The sequence below is a fragment of the Variovorax nivicola genome (assembly GCF_051216475.1).
GTDB lineage: Bacteria > Pseudomonadota > Gammaproteobacteria > Burkholderiales > Burkholderiaceae_C > Variovorax.
The window spans coordinates 241,246-263,621 of the sequence record NZ_JBPJZK010000006.1; the positions used below are offsets into that span (position 1 = coordinate 241,246).

At 67.6% G+C, this 22,376-nt stretch carries 22 protein-coding genes; 7 read left to right on the forward strand and 15 right to left on the reverse strand.

Translation table 11 applies throughout. The features are described 5' to 3' along the window. Window positions 1-14 precede the first annotated feature (14 nt). Window positions 15-980, forward strand: a complete 966-nt coding sequence (locus ACSFBF_RS24770) for a tripartite tricarboxylate transporter substrate binding protein (protein WP_435471637.1) — start codon at window positions 15-17, stop codon at window positions 978-980. A gap of 11 nt (window positions 981-991) precedes the next feature. Here ACSFBF_RS24770 and ACSFBF_RS24775 read toward each other — a convergent pair whose 3' ends face one another. From ACSFBF_RS24775 to ACSFBF_RS24840, 14 genes are all read right to left on the reverse strand, one after another. Beyond that, window positions 992-1,768 carry a GntR family transcriptional regulator gene (locus ACSFBF_RS24775; protein ID WP_435471639.1) on the reverse strand — a complete coding sequence of 259 codons (777 nt, stop codon included), beginning with the start codon at window positions 1,766-1,768 and terminating at the stop codon, window positions 992-994. Further along, a complete protein-coding gene (locus ACSFBF_RS24780; RefSeq protein ID WP_435471641.1) occupies window positions 1,768-2,445 on the reverse strand; it encodes a cysteine hydrolase family protein in 678 nt (225 codons plus the stop codon). The genes ACSFBF_RS24775 and ACSFBF_RS24780 overlap by 1 nt, the downstream gene beginning before the upstream one ends. Window positions 2,446-2,471: 26 nt before the next feature. Beyond that, a complete protein-coding gene (locus ACSFBF_RS24785) occupies window positions 2,472-4,058 on the reverse strand; it encodes an ABC transporter ATP-binding protein (protein ID WP_435471643.1) in 1,587 nt (528 codons plus the stop codon). A gap of 289 nt (window positions 4,059-4,347) precedes the next feature. Then, entirely contained in the window at window positions 4,348-5,058 is a 711-nt protein-coding gene (gene biuH / locus ACSFBF_RS24790; RefSeq protein ID WP_093054229.1) for a biuret amidohydrolase, read from the reverse strand. Between the two features lie 5 nt (window positions 5,059-5,063). Next, window positions 5,064-6,056, reverse strand: a complete 993-nt coding sequence (locus ACSFBF_RS24795) for a formamidase (RefSeq protein ID WP_435471645.1) — start codon at window positions 6,054-6,056, stop codon at window positions 5,064-5,066. 5 nt (window positions 6,057-6,061) lie between these two features. Beyond that, window positions 6,062-6,985: an ABC transporter permease gene (locus tag ACSFBF_RS24800; RefSeq protein ID WP_093053407.1), complete on the reverse strand. Its 924-nt coding sequence runs from the start codon at window positions 6,983-6,985 to the stop codon at window positions 6,062-6,064. Beyond that, window positions 6,982-8,043 carry an ABC transporter permease gene (locus ACSFBF_RS24805; RefSeq protein ID WP_435471648.1) on the reverse strand — a complete coding sequence of 354 codons (1,062 nt, stop codon included), beginning with the start codon at window positions 8,041-8,043 and terminating at the stop codon, window positions 6,982-6,984. The genes ACSFBF_RS24800 and ACSFBF_RS24805 overlap by 4 nt, the downstream gene beginning before the upstream one ends. Before the next feature lie 23 nt (window positions 8,044-8,066). Next, window positions 8,067-9,191, reverse strand: a complete 1,125-nt coding sequence (locus ACSFBF_RS24810; RefSeq protein WP_435471650.1) for a BMP family ABC transporter substrate-binding protein — start codon at window positions 9,189-9,191, stop codon at window positions 8,067-8,069. A 51-nt stretch (window positions 9,192-9,242) separates the two neighbouring features. Then, window positions 9,243-9,623 carry an oxalurate catabolism protein HpxZ gene (gene hpxZ, locus ACSFBF_RS24815; protein WP_435471652.1) on the reverse strand — a complete coding sequence of 127 codons (381 nt, stop codon included), beginning with the start codon at window positions 9,621-9,623 and terminating at the stop codon, window positions 9,243-9,245. After that, window positions 9,620-10,453, reverse strand: a complete 834-nt coding sequence (locus ACSFBF_RS24820; RefSeq protein ID WP_435471654.1) for an ABC transporter ATP-binding protein — start codon at window positions 10,451-10,453, stop codon at window positions 9,620-9,622. Before ACSFBF_RS24820 ends, hpxZ begins: the two co-directional genes overlap by 4 nt. Then, a complete protein-coding gene (locus ACSFBF_RS24825; protein ID WP_435471656.1) occupies window positions 10,450-11,277 on the reverse strand; it encodes an ABC transporter permease in 828 nt (275 codons plus the stop codon). Before ACSFBF_RS24825 ends, ACSFBF_RS24820 begins: the two co-directional genes overlap by 4 nt. Before the next feature lie 5 nt (window positions 11,278-11,282). Beyond that, entirely contained in the window at window positions 11,283-12,296 is a 1,014-nt protein-coding gene (locus ACSFBF_RS24830; RefSeq protein WP_435471658.1) for an ABC transporter substrate-binding protein, read from the reverse strand. A 12-nt stretch (window positions 12,297-12,308) separates the two neighbouring features. Then, a complete protein-coding gene (atzF, locus tag ACSFBF_RS24835) occupies window positions 12,309-14,042 on the reverse strand; it encodes an allophanate hydrolase (protein WP_435471660.1) in 1,734 nt (577 codons plus the stop codon). 214 nt (window positions 14,043-14,256) lie between these two features. Continuing rightward, window positions 14,257-15,120, reverse strand: coding sequence for a M48 family metallopeptidase (locus tag ACSFBF_RS24840; RefSeq protein WP_435471662.1), 864 nt, complete (start codon window positions 15,118-15,120; stop codon window positions 14,257-14,259). 60 nt (window positions 15,121-15,180) lie between these two features. Here ACSFBF_RS24840 and ACSFBF_RS24845 point away from each other — a divergent pair, with 60 nt between their 5' ends. The 6 genes from ACSFBF_RS24845 to ACSFBF_RS24870 all read left to right on the forward strand — a co-directional run bounded on the left by ACSFBF_RS24845 (window position 15,181) and on the right by ACSFBF_RS24870 (window position 22,138). Then, complete coding sequence (locus ACSFBF_RS24845) at window positions 15,181-16,566, forward strand: AmpG family muropeptide MFS transporter (protein ID WP_435471664.1); 1,386 nt, start codon at window positions 15,181-15,183, stop codon at window positions 16,564-16,566. A gap of 145 nt (window positions 16,567-16,711) precedes the next feature. Further along, entirely contained in the window at window positions 16,712-17,914 is a 1,203-nt protein-coding gene (locus ACSFBF_RS24850; protein ID WP_435471666.1) for a beta-ketoacyl-[acyl-carrier-protein] synthase family protein, read from the forward strand. Next, the gene (locus ACSFBF_RS24855; RefSeq protein ID WP_435471668.1) at window positions 17,911-18,759 is read left to right on the forward strand and encodes a beta-ketoacyl synthase chain length factor; all 849 of its coding nucleotides are present in this window, start codon (window positions 17,911-17,913) and stop codon (window positions 18,757-18,759) included. The genes ACSFBF_RS24850 and ACSFBF_RS24855 overlap by 4 nt, the downstream gene beginning before the upstream one ends. A gap of 118 nt (window positions 18,760-18,877) precedes the next feature. After that, the gene (locus ACSFBF_RS24860; RefSeq protein ID WP_093053372.1) at window positions 18,878-19,600 is read left to right on the forward strand and encodes a response regulator transcription factor; all 723 of its coding nucleotides are present in this window, start codon (window positions 18,878-18,880) and stop codon (window positions 19,598-19,600) included. A 10-nt stretch (window positions 19,601-19,610) separates the two neighbouring features. Beyond that, window positions 19,611-20,810 (forward strand): ATP-binding protein, encoded by a 1,200-nt coding sequence (locus ACSFBF_RS24865; RefSeq protein WP_258351788.1) that lies wholly within the window; start codon window positions 19,611-19,613, stop codon window positions 20,808-20,810. Between the two features lie 71 nt (window positions 20,811-20,881). Next, the gene (locus tag ACSFBF_RS24870; protein ID WP_435471671.1) at window positions 20,882-22,138 is read left to right on the forward strand and encodes an O-antigen ligase family protein; all 1,257 of its coding nucleotides are present in this window, start codon (window positions 20,882-20,884) and stop codon (window positions 22,136-22,138) included. Window positions 22,139-22,160: 22 nt separating this feature from the next. Here ACSFBF_RS24870 and ACSFBF_RS24875 read toward each other — a convergent pair whose 3' ends face one another. Next, window positions 22,161-22,370, reverse strand: coding sequence for a zinc-finger domain-containing protein (locus ACSFBF_RS24875; RefSeq protein WP_130426560.1), 210 nt, complete (start codon window positions 22,368-22,370; stop codon window positions 22,161-22,163). Window positions 22,371-22,376 lie beyond the last annotated feature (6 nt).

The following is a 22,376-nucleotide window of genomic DNA, read 5'->3' on the forward strand; positions in this document are numbered from 1 at the left end:
ACGGAGACACGACCATGCGTTCGCTTATCAAAAAGACCATTGCCGCCCTGCTCGCCATGGCGGGCGCCACCGCAGCCTGTGCCTGGCCCGACCAGCCGATCACGCTGGTGGTGCCCTACACACCCGGCACCGGCATCGACCTGGTGGCACGCCAGCTCTCGGCCCGTCTGCCGGCCCTGCTGGGCCAACCGGTGATCGTGGAGAACGTGGCCGGCGCCAGCGGCAACATCGGCAGCGAACGCGTGGCGCGCGCCAAACCCGACGGCTACACGCTGATGGTGCAGGTCAACACGCTGGTGATGAACCGCAGCCTCTATCGCTCGCTGAGCTACGACCCGGTGGCCGACTTCGCGCCGGTGTCGCTCACCTCGTGGGGCACGCTGCTGCTGGTGACGAACCCGAACGTGCAGAAGGCGACGACGGTGTCGCAGATGGTGAGCGCGGCCAAGGCGGCGCCCGGAAAGCTGACGTATGCCACGCCGGGCGTCGGCACGCCGCACCACCTGTCGATGGCGCTGTTCATGCAGGGCACGGGCACCGAGATGCTGCACGTGCCGTATAAGGGCACGGCCGGCGCGGTGACAGACCTGCTGGGCGGGCGCATCGACTACATGTTTCTGCCGGTGCACGTGGCGCTGCAGCACATCCAGGTGGGCAAGCTCAAGGCCATTGCCACCGGCAGCGGCAAGCGCCTGCCGCAACTGCCCGACGTGCCGACGCTGGCCGAGGCCGGCGTGACCGCCGACAACGTGGACATGTGGTACGGCGTGCTCGCACCGAAGGGCACGCCGCCGGACGTGGTGGCGCGGCTCAACAAGGAGATCGCGGCGGTGCTGAAGCAGCCCGAGGTGGCGAAATCGTTCGAGTCGCAGGGCATGGTGCCGGCGAGCTCGACGCCGGCTGAATTCGGCACGCTGATGAAGAAGGATGCCGACCGCTGGGCTGCGGTGGTCAAGCGCGGCAACATCACCGCGGACTGAGGCAGGCAGCTTCAGCGCGGCGCCGAGGCCTTCCCCGCATGCCGCGCCAGATGCACCTGGTGCAGCGTGATCTTGCGCACCTCGGCCTGGCTGGTCTCGATGTGCGCGCGCAGCAGCATCGCGGCCTGGTCGCCGCGATTGGCACGCACGGCCTTCAGGATCTTCGCGTGCTCATCGTAGGTGGCGTCGATGCGCGGCTGCTTGGTGAAGTCGAGCCGGCGGATGATGCGAATGCGGTCGGTCACGTCGCCGTGCACGCGCGCCATCTCAGCATTGCCGGCTGCCGCCACGAGCGAGCAATGAAAGGCTTCGTCCCACTGCGCCACCTGCGCCATGTCGCCGCTGCGCTGCGCCGCAGGCACCAGCCAGATGCCGGCCAGCGTGTCGAGCAGGCCGCGGTCGATGTGGCGATCGGTCTCGCACAGCCGGTGCACGGCGGTGGTCTCCAGCACCATGCGCAGGTCGTAGAGTTGTTCGAACTGGTCGAAGTCGAAGGGCAGCACGCGCCAGCCGCTGCGAAACAGCACTTCGACAAAGCCTTCCTGCTGCAGCCGGAACAACGCCTGCCGCACCGGCGTACGCGACACGCCGAGCCGGTCGCTGATCTCGCTCTCGGTGAAGCGGTCGCCGGGCACGAGGATGAAGTCGGCCACGTCGCGCTTGAGCTGCGCGTAGACCTCGTCGGCCCGCGTGCGGAAAACGGTCGCTTCGATAGCGGGGGCAACGGGAGTTTCGGGGCGGGTTCGAACGGTAGACACGTGTGGAATGGTAGTCGCTGGCGTCGGCATCAAGAAGAAGGGCTGCTGTTCAACACCGCGAGCAGCGCGGCGCTCGGTGCGGTCCATCCGACGATGGCGCCTTGCGCGCGAACCATGTCGAGCGTGGCCGCCTTGAATGCCGGGAAATAGCTTTCGGTGCAGTCTTCGAGCAGCAGGCTGTCGTAGCCGCGGTCGTTGGCTTCGCGCATGCTGGTCTGCACACAGACCTCGGTCGTGACGCCGCCGAACAGCAGGTGGGTGATGCCGCGCTGCTGCAGCAGCTCGTGCAGGCCGGTGGCGTAGAACGCGCCCTTGCCGGGCTTGTCGATGACGATCTCGCCGTCGACGGGGGCGAGCGCTTCGATGATCTGGTTGCCGGGTTCGCCAACCACGAGGATGCGGCCCATGGGGCCTTCGTCGCCGATGCGCAGCGTGGGGTTGCCGCGGTTGCGCTTGGCGGGAGGGCAGTCGGAGAGGTCGGCCTTGTGCGCCTCCCGCGTGTGTACGACGAGGCCGCCAGCTTGCCTCCATGCTTGCAGGGCCGCTTTCGTTGCCGGGACGATGGCCTCCAGCAGCGAAACATCGTTGCCCAGCGTTTCACCGAAACCGCCTGGCTCGATGAAGTCGCGCTGCATGTCGATGAGGACCAGCGCGGTCTTTGCGATGTCGAATTCGTAGGGGAACGGGTTGGCTTGTTCTATGCGCATGCTTTTGCTCGCTGGTTCTGATGTGCTCATGCCGCAGCCTTCAACGGCTCGTGATGCCCACCGCCCATGTGCGCTCCGATCACGTGTCTTTCCGCACCGGCCGCCGAAGTCTCGAACACGATCTGCCCTTCGCTCATCACGACGATGCGGTCCGCCAGTTCGAGCAGTTCGTCGAGGTCTTCGCTGATCAGCAGAACGGCACCGCCCTTCTCGCGCACCTGCACGATGCGTGAGTGGATTTCGGCGACGGCCGCGAAGTCGAGACCAAACACGGGGTTCGCGGCGATCAGCACGTTGATGTCGCCAGCGAGCTCCCGGGCCAACACCGCGCGCTGCACGTTGCCGCCCGAAAGGCTGCGGATCGGCGCGCCCTCGCCCTGCGTCTTCACGCCGTACTCGGCGATCCATTCGCGCGCCCGGCTGCGCCAGTACGGAAAGCTCAGCACGCCGCCGCGCGACAAAGGCGGTTGATCGAAATCACGCAGCGCCATGTTCTCGGCAACGCTGAGATCGCCAACGCAAGCGTTGCGCAGCGGCTCTTCAGGAAGGCTGCGGACCTTGAGCTTGCGGTTCTCGGCGCGGTGCGCACCGTAGGGCTGCCCCATCACCGTGACCTTGCCCGCAAGGCGCGGACGTTGGCCGACGAGAGCCTCTACAAGTTCGCGCTGCCCGTTGCCGGAGACGCCGGCCACGCCGAGGATTTCTCCCGCGCGCACGGACAGGCTCAGGTCATGCAGCGCCAGCGTGCCGCGATCGCCCTGTGCCTTGAGCCCTTCGACCTTCAATGCAACCGGCGCATTGGCAGGCACGGGCTTCCTGGCGACAGGCGTCGATGTCGTTGCCTGCTCGCCGCCCATCATGGCCTGCGCCAGCTGCGCCGGGCTGGTGTCAGCCACGCGGCAGTGATGCACCGCCTTGCCCCGCCGCAGCACCGTCACGCTGTCGGCGTACGCCATCACCTCGCGAAACTTGTGCGTGATGATGAGCACTGTGCACAGCCCGCTGCGCGCGAACTCGCGCACATGGCCCAGCACCTCGTCGGCCTCCTGCGGCGTAAGCACCGAGGTCGGCTCGTCGAGGATCAGCAGGCGCGGCTTCAGGTACAGCTGCTTGAGCAGTTCGAGCTTCTGTTTCTCTCCGGCCGCAAGCTCCGATGGCCGTACATCGAGGTCAAGGCTGAACGGCGTGGTCGCAAGAAATTCCTTCAGCTCCGCGCGCTTGGTCTTCCAGTCGATCAGCGCGGGCGTCTTGCCGCCCGCGAGCAACAGGTTCTCCGCCACCGTCATGCCCGGCGCCAGCGTGAAGTGCTGGTAGACCATGCCGATGCCCAGTGCGCGCGCCACGATGGGGTTGGCGATGTCCTGCTCGCGTCCGTCGATCAGGATGCTGCCCTCCTCCGCGCGCTGGAAACCGGCCACGCACTTCACCAGCGTGCTCTTGCCCGCGCCGTTCTCGCCGAGCAGCGCGTGCACCGTGCCGGGCTCGACGCGCATCGTCACGCGGTCCATGGCGGTGAAGGCTCCGAAGCGTTTGGTTAGCTCGTAGGTGTCGAGCGCGAGAGCGCCAGTGCCTGCTGGGAGGCCGCCTATGGCGTGAGGTGATGTGGCGCTCATGTTCGTTTGCCATCCCTTGGGTGCGTGTTCGGGGTGCGTGCGAATGACACCGGGTACTCCCCTCCGCGAATGTCCCCCGCCTTCGGCTCCTCCTTTATTTCGCTGCGGGGAGCACCCGATGCCATTCGCACATGAGCGCCGCCGTTGTGCCGGAGGTTTAACCGCTGTGCTGAACGATCACGTCGATGGGGTGCCTTGCGCAGCGAAATAAAGGAGGAGGCCGCAGGCCGGGGGACATTCGCGGAGCAAGGTACCCCGTCGGCGTGAGCGCGCCCCGAACAAAGCAGCTTCATACAACCGCCAGCAAAGCCTGCGAGGTGGCATGCGCCCCGAACACGCCGCCCTGCATAGTGATCATCTTCAGCGCAGCGAGGTGGTTGCCGTAGTCCGTCGCCGCCGTGCAGTCCGACAACAGCAGGCACTCGAAGCCCCGGTCATTCGCGTCGCGCATAGTGGTGTGCACGCAAACGTCAGTCGTGATGCCCGCAAGAATGATGTTCTCGATGCCGCGCGTACGCAGGATCAGCTCAAGGTCGGTCGCATAGAACGACCCCTTGCCGGGCTTGTCGATCACGATCTCGCCCGGCAGCGGCGCCAGCTCGGGAATGATTTCCCAGCCCGGCTCGCCGCGCACCAGGATGCGCCCGCACGGCCCGTCGTCGCCGATACCCACACCATTCGCGCCGATCTGCCGCGACCGCCAGCGCTTGTTGGCCGGCAGGTCACCAAGATCAGGCCGATGCCCTTCACGCGTGTGGATGATGTGATAGCCCAACGGCCGCAACACCGCCAGCGTGCGCGCAATCGGCTTGATCGGCGCCTGCACCAGCGACAGGTCGTAGCCCATCACGTCGACGTATCCGCCCTTGCCGCAGAAGTCGGTCTGCATGTCGATGACGATGAGCGCGGTGTTGTCGGGCCGCAGCGCGCCGTTGTAGGGCCAGGCATAGGGCTCGGCGGCGACGTGGCGTTCGGTGGTGTTGGCGATGGTGGTGGTCATGGTCGTCATCCTGCGTAGTTGCGTTGCGGCGGCGCGAAGCCGCAGCTCGTGCCGTCGGTCACCTTCACCTCGGCGCTCCACGGCAGCCTGTAGGTGCCGGCGGCCATGTCGTGCATGTAGGTGTAGGGGCAATCCTGCGCGCCGCCCTTCACCGCGACGTACCCGCGGTGATACAGCTGGTAGATGTTGTTCTCCACGCCCCAGCCAATGCGGGCCTCGCGCACGAGGTCGGGGCGCAGCTCGGCGGTGATGATCTCGTCGGCGCGGCCACCGCCCTCGACCAGCACCGTGCCGTCGAAGTTGCAGAACATGCCCTCGCCCATCGAATCGAAGCTGCCGTCGCTGCCGCACAGGCACACGCTCGCGGTGTAGGCGAGGTTGCAGAAAGCGTTGGCCTGGTTGGTGATCTTCCATGCGTGGCGGATGGGCGCGGTGTAGCCAGCCGTGCGCAGGATGATGTCCGCGCCCTTGTACGCGGCCTCGCGCGCCATCTCGGGGAACATGCCGTCGTGGCAGATGATGAGCGAGAGCTTGCTGCCGTTGGGCCCATCGCACACCGGAATGCCCAGGTTGCCGGGCTCCCACGGTTCGACCGGCACCCACGGGTGCAGCTTGCGGTAGTAGAGCCTGATCTCGCCGTGGTCGTCGATGATGAGGCCGCTGTTGTACGGATTGCCGCCGGGGTTGGCTTCCATGATGGAGAAGCAGCCCCAGATGCGGTTGTCGACGCAGGCCTGCCTGAAGGCCGCTACCTCGGGGCCGTCGAGCGTGCACATGATCTCGGGGTTGGTGTCCATCGAGAGCCCGTGCAGTGCGTACTCCGGGAACACCACGAGATCCATGGTCGACTGGTTGCGGCGGGCCTTGCCCACCATCTCGCAGATGCGCTGCGCCTGTGCGGCGAGGTCGGCCGGAGTCTTCACGCTCGGCAGTTGCAACTGCACCAGACCGACGACGACGCCGTGCGCCGACTTGTTGAGGCCTCCGAGACCGCTCATGACGTTCAGCTCCTTGTCGACGAGAGTTCACCGGGGCTGCCGACGGCCGCGCTGCCCGGCTTGCAGGTGAACACCAGAATCACCAGCGTGAGCACATACGGCACGGTGTTGAAGAGGTGATAGCCCCAGCCGATGCCGATGGACTGCAGCGCCGGCCCGATGGCGCCCGCGCCGCCGAAAAGCAGCGCCGCGCCCACGCAGCGCAGCGGGCTCCAGCGCGCGAAGATCACGAGCGCCACGGCGATCAAGCCCTGGCCGCTGGAGATGCCTTCGTTCCAGCTGCCCGGATAGAACAGCGTGAGCGACGCACCGCCGAGCCCCGCGATGAAGCCGCCCGCCGTGGTGGCCGCGATGCGCAGGCCCGAGACCGAGTAGCCGAGCGCACGCGTCGCCTGCGCCGAATCGCCCGCCATGCGCACCAGCAGCCCGGCGCGCGTGCGCGCAAAGCCCCACCACAGCAGCACCGCGAGCGCGACACCGATGGGCACCAGCGCATTGAGCTGCAATGCCGAGCGCACCACCGTGTTGTCGCTCCAGAAGCCCAGCGGAATCGCGGGAATCTGCGGCGCCTGCGGTTGAATGAGCGGCTTGCCGAGATAGAACGCGAGCCCCGTGCCGAGCAGCATCAGCGCGATGCCGGTCGCCACGTCGTTCACGCGGTCGAGCGAGCACAGCAGGCCGTGCAGCAGCGCCAGCGCCGCACCGGCCACCGCGCCGATCAGCACGCCGAGCCATGCGGAGTCGGTGAGGTAGGCACCGCCGAAGGCCGCCATGGCCGACAGCACCAGCACGCCTTCGAGCCCGAGGTTGATGCGCCCCGATTTCTCAGTGAGGCATTCGCCCAGGCTCACGAACAGGAACGGAGCACCGACGCGCAGCGCACCGCCGACGATGCCGGCAACCAGCGCGATCCATTGGTCGGCCGTCATGTATAGCTCCTGGCTTCGGGCAGCATGCGGTCGCCGAACTTCTTCCAGTTGACCGTGCGCAGTCCCTCGCTCGCGAGGATCAGCACGAAGGCAATGCCCTGCAGCACCAGCACGGACGCATCGGGCAAACCCAGCCGCCGCTGCAGCAGGCTGCCCGCCGCGCCGAAGCCGCCGAACAGGATCGCCACCGGCACGATGGCCACCGGGTTGTGCCGCGCGATGAAGGACACGAGGATGCCCGCGTAGCCGTACCCCGCGATCAGCGAGGCGTTGGCATTGGTGTGCACAGCCGCCACCTCGACCGCGCCCGCAAGCCCCGCGCACGCACCGCCGAGTCCGCAGGCCGAAAGAATGAGCCGCGTGGCCGGCAGCCCCACGAGCTGCGCGGTGCGCGGATTGCCGCCCACCACGCGCACCGAGAAGCCCGAAGCCGTGGCGCGCAGCCACCAGCCGAGCCCCAGGCAGGCTACGACGCCGATCACCAGGCCCCAGTGCACGTCGGAACCACCTATGCCACCAATCAGCATCCCGTCGTTCAATGCATAGGTCGACGGCTTGTTCAGGCTGGCCGGGTCGCGCAGTGGCCCTTCGACCAGGTGTTTGAAGATGCCGATGGCGATGTAGGCCAGCAGCAGGCTGCTGATGGTTTCGTTGATGCCGCGAAACTGCCGCAGCCAGCCCGCGAGCACGATCCACAGCGCACCGGCCATGGCGCCTGCAATGCAGACGATCACCGTGCCGATGACATTGCCCGGCAGCGGCACCGCATGCGCCAGCGCCGCGCAGGCCAGCCCACCCAGCACCAGCGCACCCTCGCCGCCGATGATGATGAGCCCCGCACGCGCAGGCAGCGCCACGCACAGCGCGGTGAGCATCAGCGGCGCGGCGCGCTGCAGCGTGTTCTGCCACGAGAACCAGTCGCCGAACGCGCCCTTGAACAGCGTGGTCCACACCTCCACCGGGTCGACGCCCGCGAAGGCCACCAACAGGCCGAACACCAGCAGCGCCGCCGCGATGGCGAACACCGGCAATGCGAATTCCTTGAGCGCGTGGCGCATGGCGATGCTTGTTGCTGCGCGGCTCAGACCTGGCCGACGACGCCTTCGACGAGGTAGTTCATCTTCTCGAGTTCAAGGTCGGTCTGCTTGAGCACCTTGCCTGCCGGCACCACGACCGCGCCCTTGTTGTCCTTGATGCCGTCCTTGAAGATGTCGAAGGTGCCCGCGATCATCTTTGCCTTGATGTCGTCGGCTTGCTTCTTGGCGGCGTCCGGCACCATGGGGCCGTAGGCGGACATCTTCACGTAGCCCTCCTTCAAGCCGCCGCGCAGGAAGTTGGGATGCGGCTTGCCGGTTTGCGCGGCTTCGATGGCGGTCTTGTAGGCGGTGAGCCAGTTCCACTCGGCGCCCGTCAGGTACGCATTGGGTGCCAGCTTGGCCTGGCTTGCGTGGTAGCCGCAGACCATCTTGCCGCGCTTGGCTGCGGTCTCGACCACCACCTTGGGGCCGTCGACGTGCATGGTGAACACGTCGCAGCCCTGGTCGGCCAGGCTGTTGGTGGCTTCGGCTTCTTTCACCGCCATCGACCAGTCGCCCGTGAAGATCACGCTGCAGGTGATGTTCGGCTTGACCGAGCGCGCGCCCAGCGTGAAGGCGTTGATGTTGCGCAGCACCTGCGGAATGGGCTTGGCGGCGACGAAGGCGATCTTGTTGCTCTTCGTCATGTGCGCGGCGATCACGCCGTTGAGGTACTGGCACTCGTCGATGTAGCCGAAGAAACTGCCGACGTTCTTCGGGTGCTTGCCTTCGGTCCAGAGGCCGCCGCAGTGCGAGAAGCGCACGTCGGGGTTCTTGGGCGCGACCGCGAGGATGTGCGGATCGAAGTAGCCGAACGATGTGGGAAACAACAGCCCGGCGCCGTCCTGCGAAATCATGCCGGCCATGGTCTTCTGCACGGCGGCGGTCTCGGGCACGTTTTCTTCTTCCACCACCTTGATGCCGGGCAGCTTCTTGATCTCGGCCGCGGCCATGGCGTGCGCCTGGTTGTAGCCGTAGTCGTCGCGCGCGCCGACGTAGATCACGCCGACGGTGAGCGGCTTGGGCTTGGCCTGTGCGCTGGCAAGGGCGCTCCAGCTTCCGAGGCTGCCTGCCGCGCCAAGTGCGGCCAGGGTCTTGAGGGAATCGCGGCGATTGAATTGGCTGGTCATGACGTACTCCGGTCTTTGATTTGAGGTGGGTGCAAAGAATGTGCCTACGGGTCAGCCGAGCAGGCTCACGTGGGCGGCGACTACGCGCCAGCCCCCGGCCGTGCGCATCCAGGTCTGGCTCTGGCGGCCGGTCTGGCGGCTGCCTTCGCGGCGGAACTCGACGTTGGCGGTCGCGAAGTCGCGGCCGTAGGTGGTGATGACGGTGCGCAGCAGTTCGCGCGGCGGGCTCTGCAGGGGCAGCGAGGCGCGGAATACGCTGATGTCGGCGTGGCCGTAGTGGTTCTCGGAGAAGCCGTAGCGCAGCGTGTGCGGGCTGTTCCAGAAGAGTTCGTCGAGCACCGCGCGGTCGTTGCCGACCAGCGCCGCCTCGTAGCGCGCGAACACGGCCTGCACCTCGGCGAGCACGTCGGGAATGTTGATTTCAGGCGTCACCGGCGAACCTCCCGCTGGAAGATGTCGAGGCTGAGCTTCTTCATCGCAACGAAGCTCTCGGTGCTCAGTGTCTCGACGGTGCGCGGGCGCGCGTCGCCATAGCGCAGGATCTCGGCGACCTTGGTGGGCCGCTTGGTCAGCAGCAGCACTTCGTCGGCGAGGTACACCGCCTCTTCGAGGTCGTGCGACACCAGCAGCATGGTGGTGCCGGTCTGCATGAACACCTCCTGCAGCTTCTCGCGGATGAAGAGCGTCATCTCGAAGTCGAGCGCCGAGAAAGGCTCGTCGAGAAACAGCACCTCGGGGTTGGGCGCAAGCGCACGCATGATCGACGCGGTCTGCTGCTGGCCGCCCGAGAGTTCGTACGGAAAGCGCTTGAGGTCGAACTTCACGTCGAAGGACGCCACCAGCTCTTCCATGCGCCGGTCGACTTCGGCCTTGCTGCGCCCTTCGAGCTTCAGCGGATAGGCGATGTTGTCGATGGTGCGCATCCACGGGAACATCGCCTCGCGGTAGTTCTGGAACACGTAGCCGATCTTGGTGTCCTTGCGCTGCTTGCCGTCGAACAGGATCTCGCCCGAGTCGATGGGAATGAGCCCCGCGATCATGTTGATAAGCGTGGACTTGCCGCAGCCGTTGGGCCCGAACACCGAGACGATGGCGTGCTTGGGAATGTCGAGGTCGAAGTTCTCGTACAGCGGCCAACCCGCGAAGTACTTGGTGAGGCCGCGGATGGTGATGTGCGTGCCAGCCGGACCGGGCTTGAATGCGGGCTTCGGCACGTCGGCGTACACCGGGCCGTTGACGACGATGTCCTGCGTGACTTTCATCTTCCGCTCCAGTGCACGATGCGGCGCTCGGCAATGAGGAAGAGGATGTTGAGCGCGTAGCCCAGTGCACCCGCCGCAAGAATCGCCGCGTACATGCTCTTCACGTTGAGCACCTGTTGCGCATCGATGATGCGGTGGCCCAGGCCCGTATCGGAGCCGATGAACATCTCGGCCACGATGACGATCACCAGCGCCATCGACACCGCCGAGCGCAGGCCCACGAAGCTGGGCTGCAGGCTTTCCCACACCAGCACGTCCTTGAAGATCTGCCAGCGCGAGGCGCCCATGACACGCGCCGCCATCACGCGCTGCTTGCGTGCATTGATGACGCCGTAGGCGCTGTTGAACACCACGATGAGCAGCGCACCGAAGGCCGCGATGGCAACCTTGTTGACGTCGCTCACGCCGAAGATCAGCAGGAACAGCGGAATGAGCGCGGACGACGGCGTGGAGCGGAAGAAGTCGATCAGAAATTCGACACTGCGGTACGCCTTCTCGTTGCTGCCGAGCAGCACGCCCAGCGGTACGCCGATGGCCGCCGCGATGACGAAGGCCTGCACGGTGCGCCACACGGTCATGACGAAGTCGGTGAGCAGCGGGCCGCCGGCCAGACCGGTGATGAGCGCGGCGATGGTGTCGGCGGGCGTGGGCAGCAATATCGGCTTGATGAAGCCGAGCCGCACCACCAGATCCCACACGATGAACAGCACCACCGGGCCGATGAAGGGCAGCATGCGGTCGCGCAGGGGCGGCTTCGGTGCCGCAGTGGCAGCACCGGCCGGCGGGGCCCACGGCGCGGCCGTGGTCGAGCTTGCTTCGGCCATGGTCGTCAGGCCTTGTAGAGCAAGGAGTCCACCAGCACCTTCTTCTCGAAGATGCCTTTCTCGGTGAACAGGTCGTAGAACTTCTGGAAGTACGCGACGTCGCTGGGCTTGAACTCGTTGTAGAGCATGTACGACGCGAGCGGCACTTCGGCCGTGAGCTTGCCTTCGATGGCGGTGTAGCCCTTCATGAACTGGCGCGCCTCGTCGGGCTTGGTGCGCACCAGCTCCACGCCGCGCGCGTAGGCGGCGATGTACTTCTTCGCGATCTCGGGGTTCTTCTTGATGAACTCGGTGGTGAGGCTGGCCGCCCCGCCGTGCCAGGGCGCCATCGGGTCGCCGAGGATGTACTTGGCGACCACGCCGGCCTCGACGACGCGCGTGGTGCCGTTCATGCGGCCCACGGTGCCGGTGGGCTCCAGCGTGTAGCAGGCGTCGACCTGACCCGCGACCAATGCGGCCACGTGCTGGCCGATGGGCAGCTCGCTCACGGTAGCGCCCTTGGCACCCGCGCGCTCCAGCATGGTCTTGCACAGCGTGACGTTCTGGATGCCGGGCCCCGAGGCGACCTTCTTGCCGGCCAGCTCGGCCATGGTCTTGATCGGGCTGTCCTTGGCGACGATGAATTCGTCGAGCACGTATTTCGCGTTGCTCGGGTTGGTGCAGAAGATCTTGAACAGGCCGGGCTGCGCGATCTCGCCGATGGCGAGGTTGGCCGAGCCGGTGCCGTTGGCGCTGCCGTCGCAGCGGCCCGCGAGCATGCCTTCCATCACTTGCTGCGCGCCGGCGAACTTGAGCGGCTCGACTTCGAGGCCGGCTTCCTTGAAGTAGCCCTTGTCGACCGCCGCGAAGAACGGCAGGCCGGCGGCCACGGGCCAGAAGCCGATGCGCAGCTTGGCCGCGCCCTGCGCACGCACGATGGCTGGCGCGGCCAGCACGGCCAGGCCTGCGGCACCGGCCTGCAGCAGCTTTCGGCGGCTACTACTGCTGCTCGATGCGGGAGGTTTGTCTTGGGTGCTCATCGGAACTCCTGATCAGTTGGAACTCGGGGTGGCGCGGCTCGCGACGTATGCGCGCCAGCCGCCGTGGAGGGTCACGTCCTGCGCGCCGGCCAGCGCGTGGCCCTCGCAGATGAAGCCTTTCACCCAGCTGCCGTCGGCCAGCTCGACGCTGCCGAGGCCCAGGGGCGGTGGAATGAGGGCGAGAAAGCTGCCGACCTGCGCCAAGGGCACGGCCCACACTTCGAGCGCGATGGCGGCGCCTTCATTGCCTTCGACCACGCGCTGCAGGCCGGGCTTGGGCGGCACGGTGCCCGGCAGCGCGTAAAGGCGATAGGCGGGCGATGTGGTGGTGGCGCGCAGCAGCGTCGCCCCGCGTTCTGCGAGCTGGCTGTTGAGTGGCATGCCCGAGAGATGCGCGCCGACCACGGCGATGGACAGGGTGCCGGCGTCTGGCGCGGCGAGGCCGGGAATGGCGCGCGGCTCTGGCAGCGGCACGCCGGTCGCGCCTTGCGCGAGCCCCGTGGCGTGGTGGTAGCGCTGGCCCAGGTCGGCCAGCGCGAGGTCGCTGCCGCAGGGGCCGATCAGCGTGATGCCGAACGGCAGGCCGTCCGGGCGCAGGCTGCTGGGCACGGAGAGCGCGGCGTAGTCGAGCAGGTTGACGAAGTTGGTGTACGCGCCGAGGTTGCGGTTCAGCACCACCGGATCGGCGCGCATCTGCTCGCGCGTGTAGTGCGTGGGCGCGGTGGGCACGAGCAGCACGTCGATGTCGCGCCACATCGGCTCGACCTGCTGCGCGATGGCGCGCAGCCGCGTCTGGGCTTCGAACACGTCGGCGGCGCTGTAGCTGCGGCCACTCGCGAGGATGCCGCGCACGGGCTCGATCACCTCGTCGCCGTGCGCGTCGAAGAACTCGCGCACCGCGGCGTAGCGTTCGGCGACCAGCGCGCTTTCATAGAGCAGCGCGGCGGCCTCGGCGAGCGGGGCGTAGGAAATGGTGACTGGCGAGCCGCCCATGGCCAGCAGGCGCGCGGTCGCGTCGTTGAACGCCTGTTCAGCGTCGTCGTCGCCGAAGAAGCTCAGCTTGTCGGGCACGCCGAAGCGGAAGTGCGCGGGCAGCGGCTTGCGGCGCAGGGCCAGGTCGCGCGAATACGGGTCGCGCGCGTCGTGGCCTGCGGCGGCGAGCAGCACGTCGACCGCTGTGGCGACGGTACGCGCGAAGATCGAGACGCAGTCGGCGCTCTGCGCCGCGGGCACCACGCCGAAGGTGCTCAGCAGGCCGCGCGAAGGCTTCAAGCCGACGATGTTGTTGAGCCCGGCCGGCACCCGGCCTGAGCCGGCGGTGTCGGTGCCCAGCGCGAAGTCGACTTCGCCGGCCGCCACCACGTAAGCCGAGCCCGAGCTGGAGCCGCCCGAGACATAGCGCGCATCGAAGGCGTTCGGCACCTCGCCGTACGGCGAGCGCGTGCCGTTCAGGCCGCAGGCGAACTGGTCGAGGTTGGTCTTGCCGGCCAGCGATGCACCGGCTTCGAGCAAGCGCTGCACCACGGCTGCGTGGACTGTGGGGAGGCGGTCGAAGGCCGGGCAGGCGGCCGTGGTGGGCGCGCCGGCCACGTCGATGTTGTCCTTGACCGCGAAGCTCAGTCCGGCGAGCGGCAGGGCGAAACCCAGGGCCTTGCCAGCCGCTGCGTCCGCCACGGGGGCCGCGAATTTCGCGATCCAGGCGGCGGCGGGCGATCCGCTTTCTCCGTTTACTTCATGCACCATCATTAGGCATCCAAACATGTGTACAAGTTGAGATGCAAGCGGCGTGCCAGCGGAAACGCGGTGTGGCGCGGATCGGAAACGTGTCGGGGATTGGCTCCCTCTCCCCTCGGGGAGAGGGTTGGGGTGAGGGCAGGTGCGGACGATGAAGCGCGGCTCTTATCTAGAGGCCGTCACCCTCACCCCCGCCCTCTCCCCAAGGGGAGAGGGAGCAAGAAACTCAGCTCTTGTTAGCGTCGCGGTAGAGCTTCTCGACCTTGGGCAGATTCGCTTCCAGCTTGGTGATGCGATCCGGCCCACTCGGGTGCGTCGAGAGAAAGTTCAGGCTGCCCTGATTCTTCGACGCCGCGGCCATCTTCTGCCACAGCGACACCGAAGCCTTCGGGTCATAGCCCGCACGCGCCGCGAGTTCGAGCCCCACGAGATCGGCCTCGGACTCGTCGCTACGGCTGAACTTGAGCGTGATGAGCTGTGTGCCGGCGCGCGCCGCCAGGTCGCCCACCTGCCCCCAGCCGAGCAACTGCGCACCGATGGAAAGCGCCGCGCCCGTGCCCGCGCTCTTTGCCATGCGGGCGCGCGCATGTTCGCGCAGCGCGTGGGCCATTTCGTGGCCCATGACCATCGCGACCTCGTCGTCGGTGAGCTTGAGCTGTTCGAGGATGCCGGTGAAGAAAGCGATCTTGCCGCCGGGCATGCAGAAGGCGTTGATCTGCTTGCTGCCGATCAGGTTGACCTCCCACTTCCAGTCGCGGGCGCGCGAGTTCCACGGCGTGGCGAAAGGAATGAGGCGCTTGGCGATGGCGCGCAGACGCTGCAGCTGCGGGTTGCTGTCGCCCGCGAGCGCGTTCTTGGCGCGTGCCTGTTCGAGCAACTGGCCGTATTGCTGCACGCCGGCCGCCTCTATCTTGTCAGCCGGCACGAGGTTGCGCGCCACCGAGGCATTGCCGACATCGACCTGCGCCAATGCCGGTGCGCTCAGGGCCGCGCCGGCGGCGGCCAGAAGAAAGGCCCGCCGGGGATTCCACGTGGAAGCGGCAGAAATGGCAGAAGTGGCGGAAACAGGGCGATCGCAGCGTGTGCACATAGGAGCCGGATCATAGGAACAAATGAAGACAAAGGCCCTGGCCGATGTCCCCCGCCACTCATGGACAATCCGGGGTTCATGTCCGCCTCGCCCGCAGAAAACCCCACCGCCCCCTCACCGCCCTGGCGCGACGCGCTGAAGGTCTACCTGGAACCCGCCACCCTGCGCATGCTGGCGCTGGGTTTCTCCGCTGGTCTGCCACTGCTGCTGGTGCTTGGCACGCTGAGTTTTCGCCTGCGCGAAGCGGGCATCGACCGCACCACCATCGGCTACCTGAGCTGGGTCGGCCTGGCCTACGGCTTCAAGTGGGTCTGGGCGCCGCTGGTCGACCGGCTGCCGCTGCCGCCGCTGACCACGCTGCTGGGGCGCCGGCGCGGCTGGCTGCTGCTGGCGCAATGCGTGGTGATCGCCGGGCTGATCGGCATGGCGATGAACGACCCACGGCTGGGCCTCACGCCGCTGATCTGGTGCGCGCTGCTGGTGGCCTTCGGCTCGGCCACACAAGACATCGCGCTCGACGCCTTCCGCATCGAATCGGCAGAGACGCGCAAGCAGGCCGCGCTGGCGGCCGCCTACCAGACCGGCTACCGGCTCGCGATGATCTGGGCCGGCGCGGGCGTGCTGTGGGTCGCGGCCTGGGCCGAGGTGGCGCCAGCCGCCGCAGTCACGGGCGCGGCGGCGTACCAGAACGGGGCGTGGAAGACGGCCTACCTGGTCATGGCGGCCTCGATGGCAGTGGGCGTGGTCACGGTGCTGCTGTCGCCCGAGCCGGTGCCGCGCGTGCTGCCCAAGGCAAAGAATGCCGCCGAATGGCTGCAGAGTGCGCTGATCGAGCCCTTCGCCGACTTCATCCGCCGCTACAAGTGGCAGGCGGTGCTGATCCTCTCGCTGATTGCCATCTACCGCATCAGCGACGTGGTGATGGGCATCATGGCCAACCCCTTCTACGTGGACATGGGCTTCACCAAGGATCAGGTGGCCTCGGTCAGCAAGATCTACGGCGTGATCATGACGCTGGTGGGCGCCTTCGTCGGCGGCGTGCTGTCGATGCGCCTGGGCGTGATGCGCGTGCTGATGCTGGGCGCGGTGCTGAGCGCGGCCAGCAACCTGCTGTTTGCCTGGCTGGCCTCGCGCGGGCACGACCTGACGGCGCTGATCGCAGTGGTCTCGGCCGACAACCTGGCCGGCGGCATTGCCTCGGCGGCCTTCATCGCCTACCTGTCGAGCCTCACGAACATCAGCTACTCGGCCACGCAGTACGCCCTGTTCAGCTCGCTGATGCTGCTGCTGCCGAAGTTCATCGCCGGCTATTCCGGCGTTTTCGTCGATGCCTACGGCTACAGCACCTTCTTCGTCGCCACCGCGCTGCTGGGCGTGCCGGTGCTGGTGCTGGTGGCGCTGGCCTCGCGGATGACGGCCATCACAAGGCCCGCGGACCGTCAATAGGGCCTGGGCCCTATAGGAAACAGCCGACGCTGCACGCGCCGCGCAACTGGTAGGCTGTGCCGGTATACATTCGTTTCCTTTCCTTTTCGCGCCCTCTTCCTGCGCGCCCATCGTTCGCGAGCCTGCCAGCAAGCCCTACAAGATCGTGCCGTCCCGAATTTCTCCTCTCCAAATCAGCGCCTACACGGCGACCTCGGCCGTCGGTGTCGGCAAGGACGTGCTGGCCGACGCGCTCGCACAGTCGCGCAGCGGGCTGCGCGCCAATGACTTCGGCGATGCGCCGCTGCCCACCTGGATCGGCCGCGTGGACGGGCTCGAAGAAATCCGCCTGCCCGAATCGCTCGCCCAGTGGGACTGCCGCAACAACCGGCTCGCCTGGCTGGGCCTGCATGCCGACGGCTTCATCGAGGCCGTGGCTTCCGCGCGCGAGAAGTACGGCGCCTCGCGCATCGCGCTGATCCTGGGCACCTCGACCGCCAGCATCGGCGAGACCGAGCTGGCCTACACCCAGCTCGACGAACAGGGCATGTTCCCGCTGAACCAGCGCCGCGCCGCGGTGCACACGCCGCATTCGCTGGCCATGTTCACGCAGCAGCTGCTGGGCATCAGCGGCCCGAGCGAGACCATTTCCACCGCCTGCTCGTCGAGCGCCAAGGTGTTCGCCTCGGCCGAGCGGCTGATCCGCCTGGGCCTGGCCGACGCAGCCGTGGTCGGCGGGGCCGACACGCTGTGCGGCAGCGTGCTGTTCGGCTTCAACTCGCTCGAACTGGTGTCGAGCGAGCCGTGCCGGCCCTTCGACGCCACCCGCAAGGGCATCAGCCTCGGCGAGGCCGCGGGCTTCGCGCTGGTCGAGCGCGTGCAAACGGGCGCCGATGCCGCGCCGCTGCACCTGCTGGGCTACGGCGAGGCCAGCGACGCGCACCACATGTCGACGCCGCACCCCGAGGGGCTGGGCGCCGAGCGTGCGCTCGATGAGGCTCTGGCGCGCGCCGGCCTTGCCCCCGAGGCCATCGACTACATCAACATGCACGGCACCGCGAGCCAGAAGAACGACGAGGTCGAGGGTGCACTGGTGGCGCGCCGCTTCCCGGCGCGCACGCACGCGAGCTCGACCAAGGGCTTCATGGGCCACACGCTGGGCGCGGCGGGCATCGTCGAGGCCGTCATCAGCCTGCTGGCCATCGAGCGCGGCGTGATGCCGGGCACCGTCAACACCCACACGCTGGACGAAGGCTTCGGCCCGCAGATCAGGCTCGAGCCGGCGCGCGGCGAGGTGCGCTACGCGCTGACCAATTCGTTCGGCTTCGGCGGCAACAACTGTTCGCTCGTCTTCGGTAAAGCGGCATGAGCGATATGAATCAGGCCCCGACGCCCCCCACCCTCTACATCGAAGGCCCGGCCTTCTGGACACCCACGCTGCCCGGCTGGGAGGCCGCGCGCGCCGCCTTCCGCGGCGAAGGCTCGCTGGCCGACCCGCCCGCCAAGCGCCCGTCGCCGCAGGTGCTGGCCCCGGCCGAGCGCCGCCGCGCGCCCGACACCGTGGCGCTGGCGCTCGAAGTAGCGGCCGCCGCCCTGGCCGGCTCGGGCCGCAACGCGGCCGACGTGCCCTGCGTGTTCACATCGGCGCACGGCGACCTGTCGATCAACGACTACATGTGCAGCACGCTCGCGGGCGACCCGAAGATGCTGTCGCCCACCAAGTTCCACAACTCGGTGCACAACGCGGCCGTGGGCTACTGGACCATCGGCACCGGCTGCATGGCGGCCAGCAATGCCGTGTCGGCCTACGAGCACAGCTTTGCCTCGGGCCTGCTGGAGGCTGCGGTGCAATGCGCCTGCGACCAGGAGCCGGTGCTGCTGGTGGGCTACGACGCGCCCACGGTGGGTGCGCTGACCTCCGTCACCGACAGCCGCGGCCTGCTCGCGCTGGCACTGGTGATCGCCAGCGAACCGACCGAACGGACCGTGGCGGCGCTCGACTGGTCGCTGGCCAGCATCGACAACAACAGTGCCACGCCGCCCCGCTCCGAGGCCGCGAAGTCGCTCGCCGAAATCAACCCCATGGCACAGGCGCTGCCGCTGTTCGAATCGCTGGCGCACATCGACAATGGCAACGGTTCGGCCCCCATCGACCTGCCGCTGTCTCCCTCGCTGTCGCTGCGGCTGCAGCTGAGGCCGCACAGCAGGGGCTGAGTACCGTGCCCCCTGCCTCCGGCGCTATGCTTTTCGCAGCATCGCCGGTTGACAGGGATATTCGAGGTTTACCCAACTTTACGGAGCGTTCAAGCCTGCTTGCTCCCTGTGGACGACCATGAAGCGCATGAGCACCCCCCAACTCCTGATGATCGAAGACGACGCCCGCCTGGCGCAGATGGTGGGCGAATACCTGACGCAGTCGGGCTTCGCGTTCAACCATGCCGGCGACGGCGCCGCCGGGCTCGAGCAGCTGCAGCAGCACGCGCCCGACCTGGTGATCCTCGACCTGATGTTGCCCGACACCGACGGGCTCGAAGTCTGTCGCCGCATCCGCGCGCTGCCCGGCCCGCTGTCGAAGGTGTCGGTGCTGATGCTGACGGCCAAGGGCGACCCGATGGACCGCATCATCGGCCTCGAAATCGGCGCCGACGACTACCTGCCCAAGCCCTTCGAGCCGCGCGAGCTGCTGGCGCGCATCCGCGCCGTGCTGCGCCGCCGCAGCGAGAACGCCACCGAGGCCGAAGCCTCCACGGTGATGCGCTTCGGCACGCTGGAAATCGACCGCAATGCACGCACCGTGTCTGTGGCCGGCGCGCTGGCCGACCTGACCTCCTACCAGTTCGACCTGCTGGTGGCGATGGCCGAGCGCGCGGGCCGCGTGCTCACGCGCGACCAGATCATGGAGGCCGTGCGCGGCCGCGAACTCGAAGCCTTCGATCGCTCCATCGACGTGCACATGGGCCGCATCCGCGCGGCCATAGAAGTCGACGCGAAGAACCCCAAGCGCATCCTCACGGTGCGTGGCGTGGGCTACGTCTTTGCCAAGCAGCAAGACTGAGCGGCTGCCGATGCTGCGCAGCCTCTACTCACGCCACCTCTACGTCCGCATCTGGCTCGCGGTGGTGGGCGGCGTCGTCATCCTCACGCTGATGGCGAACTGGATCGTGCGCGAAGCAGCGGAGGCCGAGCGCGAGCGCCTGGCGCCGGTGCCGCGCAACGTGGTCGTGCTGGACGCACAAGACAAGCCGATCGGCGCAGGCACCGCCCTGCGCGTACCGGGCCAGGGCCTGGAGTTCGACGTGACGCTCAGCGACGGCAAGGCCATCACGCTGCGCGTGGCGCCGCGCGAGCGGCCCACCGGTTCCGGCGGCTTCGCGCCGTGGCGCACGCCCTTCGGGCTGGGCTGGATGATCGCGCTGGTGGGCGTGGCGGTGGCATTGGGCGTGTACCCGATCGTGCGGCGCATCACGCAGCGGCTGGAATCGCTGCAGCGCGGCGTGCAGCGATGGGGCGAGGGCGATCTCTCGGTGCGGGTGACCGAAGAAGGGCAGGACGAAGTGGCTGATCTCTCAAAACGATTCAACGCGTCGGCAGAACGCATCGAGCAACTGGTGCGTTCGCACAAATCGCTGCTGGCCAACGCCTCGCACGAGCTGCGTTCGCCGCTCACCCGCATCCGCATGGGCCTGGAGCTGATGGGCGAGCGCCCGAGCCCGGCCGCGCGCGAGGAAATTTCGCGCAACATCGGCGAGCTCGACCAGCTCATCGACGAGATCCTGCTGGCCAGCCGGCTCGACGCCAGCGAGGCCGACATGGGCACCATCGAGGCGGTGGACCTGACCGGTCTGGCGGCCGAGGAGTGCTCGCAGGTGAACGCCGAGCTCGACCTGGCCGAAGGCACCGACAACGCCACGCTCACCGTGCCCGGCGTGTCGCGCCTGCTGCGCCGGGCCATCCGCAACCTGCTGGAGAACGCTCGCCGCTACGGCGCCGGCGAAATCGCGGTGGAGCTGGGCAGTGCAAACGGCTATGCCACAGTGCGCGTCAACGACCGCGGCCCCGGCGTGCCCACGGCCCTGCGCGAACGCATCTTCGAGCCCTTCTACCGCCTGCCGGGCGCCAGCGAGCGCAACGGCGGCGTCGGCCTGGGGCTGGCGCTGGTGAAGTCGATCGCCGAACGGCACGGCGGCACGGTGCGCTGCGAAGACCGCCCGGGCGGCGGCGCGAGCTTTGTGATCCGCCTGCCTGCAGCCGCGCGCGGGCACTGAGCGCGCCACCCTCGCGCGTGAGGGGCCGTGGTCAGGTTGGCTCCCAGATGCCAACCTAAAATCCCGCCCCTATGCAGAGATCGCACATCGTTCGGCCCGCGGCCATGTTCTGGGGGCTGGTGGTGTTCATGCCGGTCGGCGTCACCTACCTTTCAGCCATCCTGCTGCTGCTCACCATGCTGGTGGCCGGCGGCTTGCGCGAGCGCTACGCGCTGCTGCGCGCCAACCCGCTGTGGTGGCCGGTGATGGCCTACCTGGCCTGGACTTTCATCGTGCTGGCCTTCGGGCGGCACTATCCCGAAACCGGCTCCAATCTGTTCCACGGGGTGCGCATCGGCCTCACGATATTGATGGCGATGGCGCTCACGCGCGAGGAAGCGATATGGGCGCTGCGCGGCTTCCTGCTGGTCGCGGCGCTGAATGTGCTGCTGATCGTGGCCTATTACGCCATCGGCTTTCCGATCTGGTCGCCGCTGCGCGCGGTGGTCATGGAAGTGGGCAACAAGTCGATCAGCAATGCGCTGCTGTTCAGCGTGGTGGCGTCCACCGCCGCCGTGTGGGGCATTGCGCAGATCGCCGCGCACAAGCCGCTGCGCGCCATTCCGGCCTTCGTGCTGCTGCTCGGGCTGGGCGTGGTGGTGGCGCTGCCGCTGACCTCGCGCACCTCGGTGCTCGCGCTGATGCTGGTGATTCCGGTGGTGTGCATTCACCAGTGGCGCAATCATCTGAAGATGCTCGTGGGCGCGCTGGTGCTGGGGGCCGTGGTGCTGGGCGCCGGGCTATATCAGCTACCGCAGCTCCAGCACAAGGTCGAGACCGGCGTGCAGGAAATCGAAGAGGCGCAGGCCGGCGCCATCTTCAAGGGCAGCTGGGTGATCCGCTACTACATGTACAAGGACACGGGCCTCATGATCGCCGACCGGCCGCTCACCGGCTGGGGCATCGGAGGCTGGACCGAGCAGTGGCACAAGCGCGGCCCGGCGCTGTTCGCCGACTCGAACATGCCGCACAACGACTTTTTATGGGTCGGCGCGCAGGGCGGGCTGCCGGCCTTGCTGAGCCTGCTGGTCATCATGGTCGCCGCCGTCTGGCAGGCGTGGAAACGGCCCGACATGGCGGGCCGTTATGCGCTGGCAGCCACGCTGATCGCGCTGATTGCGTCGAGCGTGAACTCGGCGATGCGCGATGCGCAGATCGGCCTGGCACTGCTGTTCATCGCGATGATCTACCTGCGGCTCGCGCAGGAGAAGCAAGACCCGGATCCGTGGCGCGACCTGCTGCCGTCGCGTTGGCGCAAAAAAGAAACCGCCCCCCAGGCTGCTGCCTGAAGGGCGGTTGCGTCGGCTCGGCTCAGTGCCGCGCCGACACCGTCTCGCCGGCCTTCAGCCGGTACACCGTGCCGCAATACGGGCACTTGGCCTCGCCGGTGCGCGCCACGTCGAGGTACACCTTCGGGTGGTTGTTCCAGAGCTTCATGTCGGCCTTGGGGCTGGGGCAGAACACGCCGCCCTGATGGTTGAGCTCCTTGGCCAGGAGTTCGACGACTGCATTGGTGGACATGGGTTC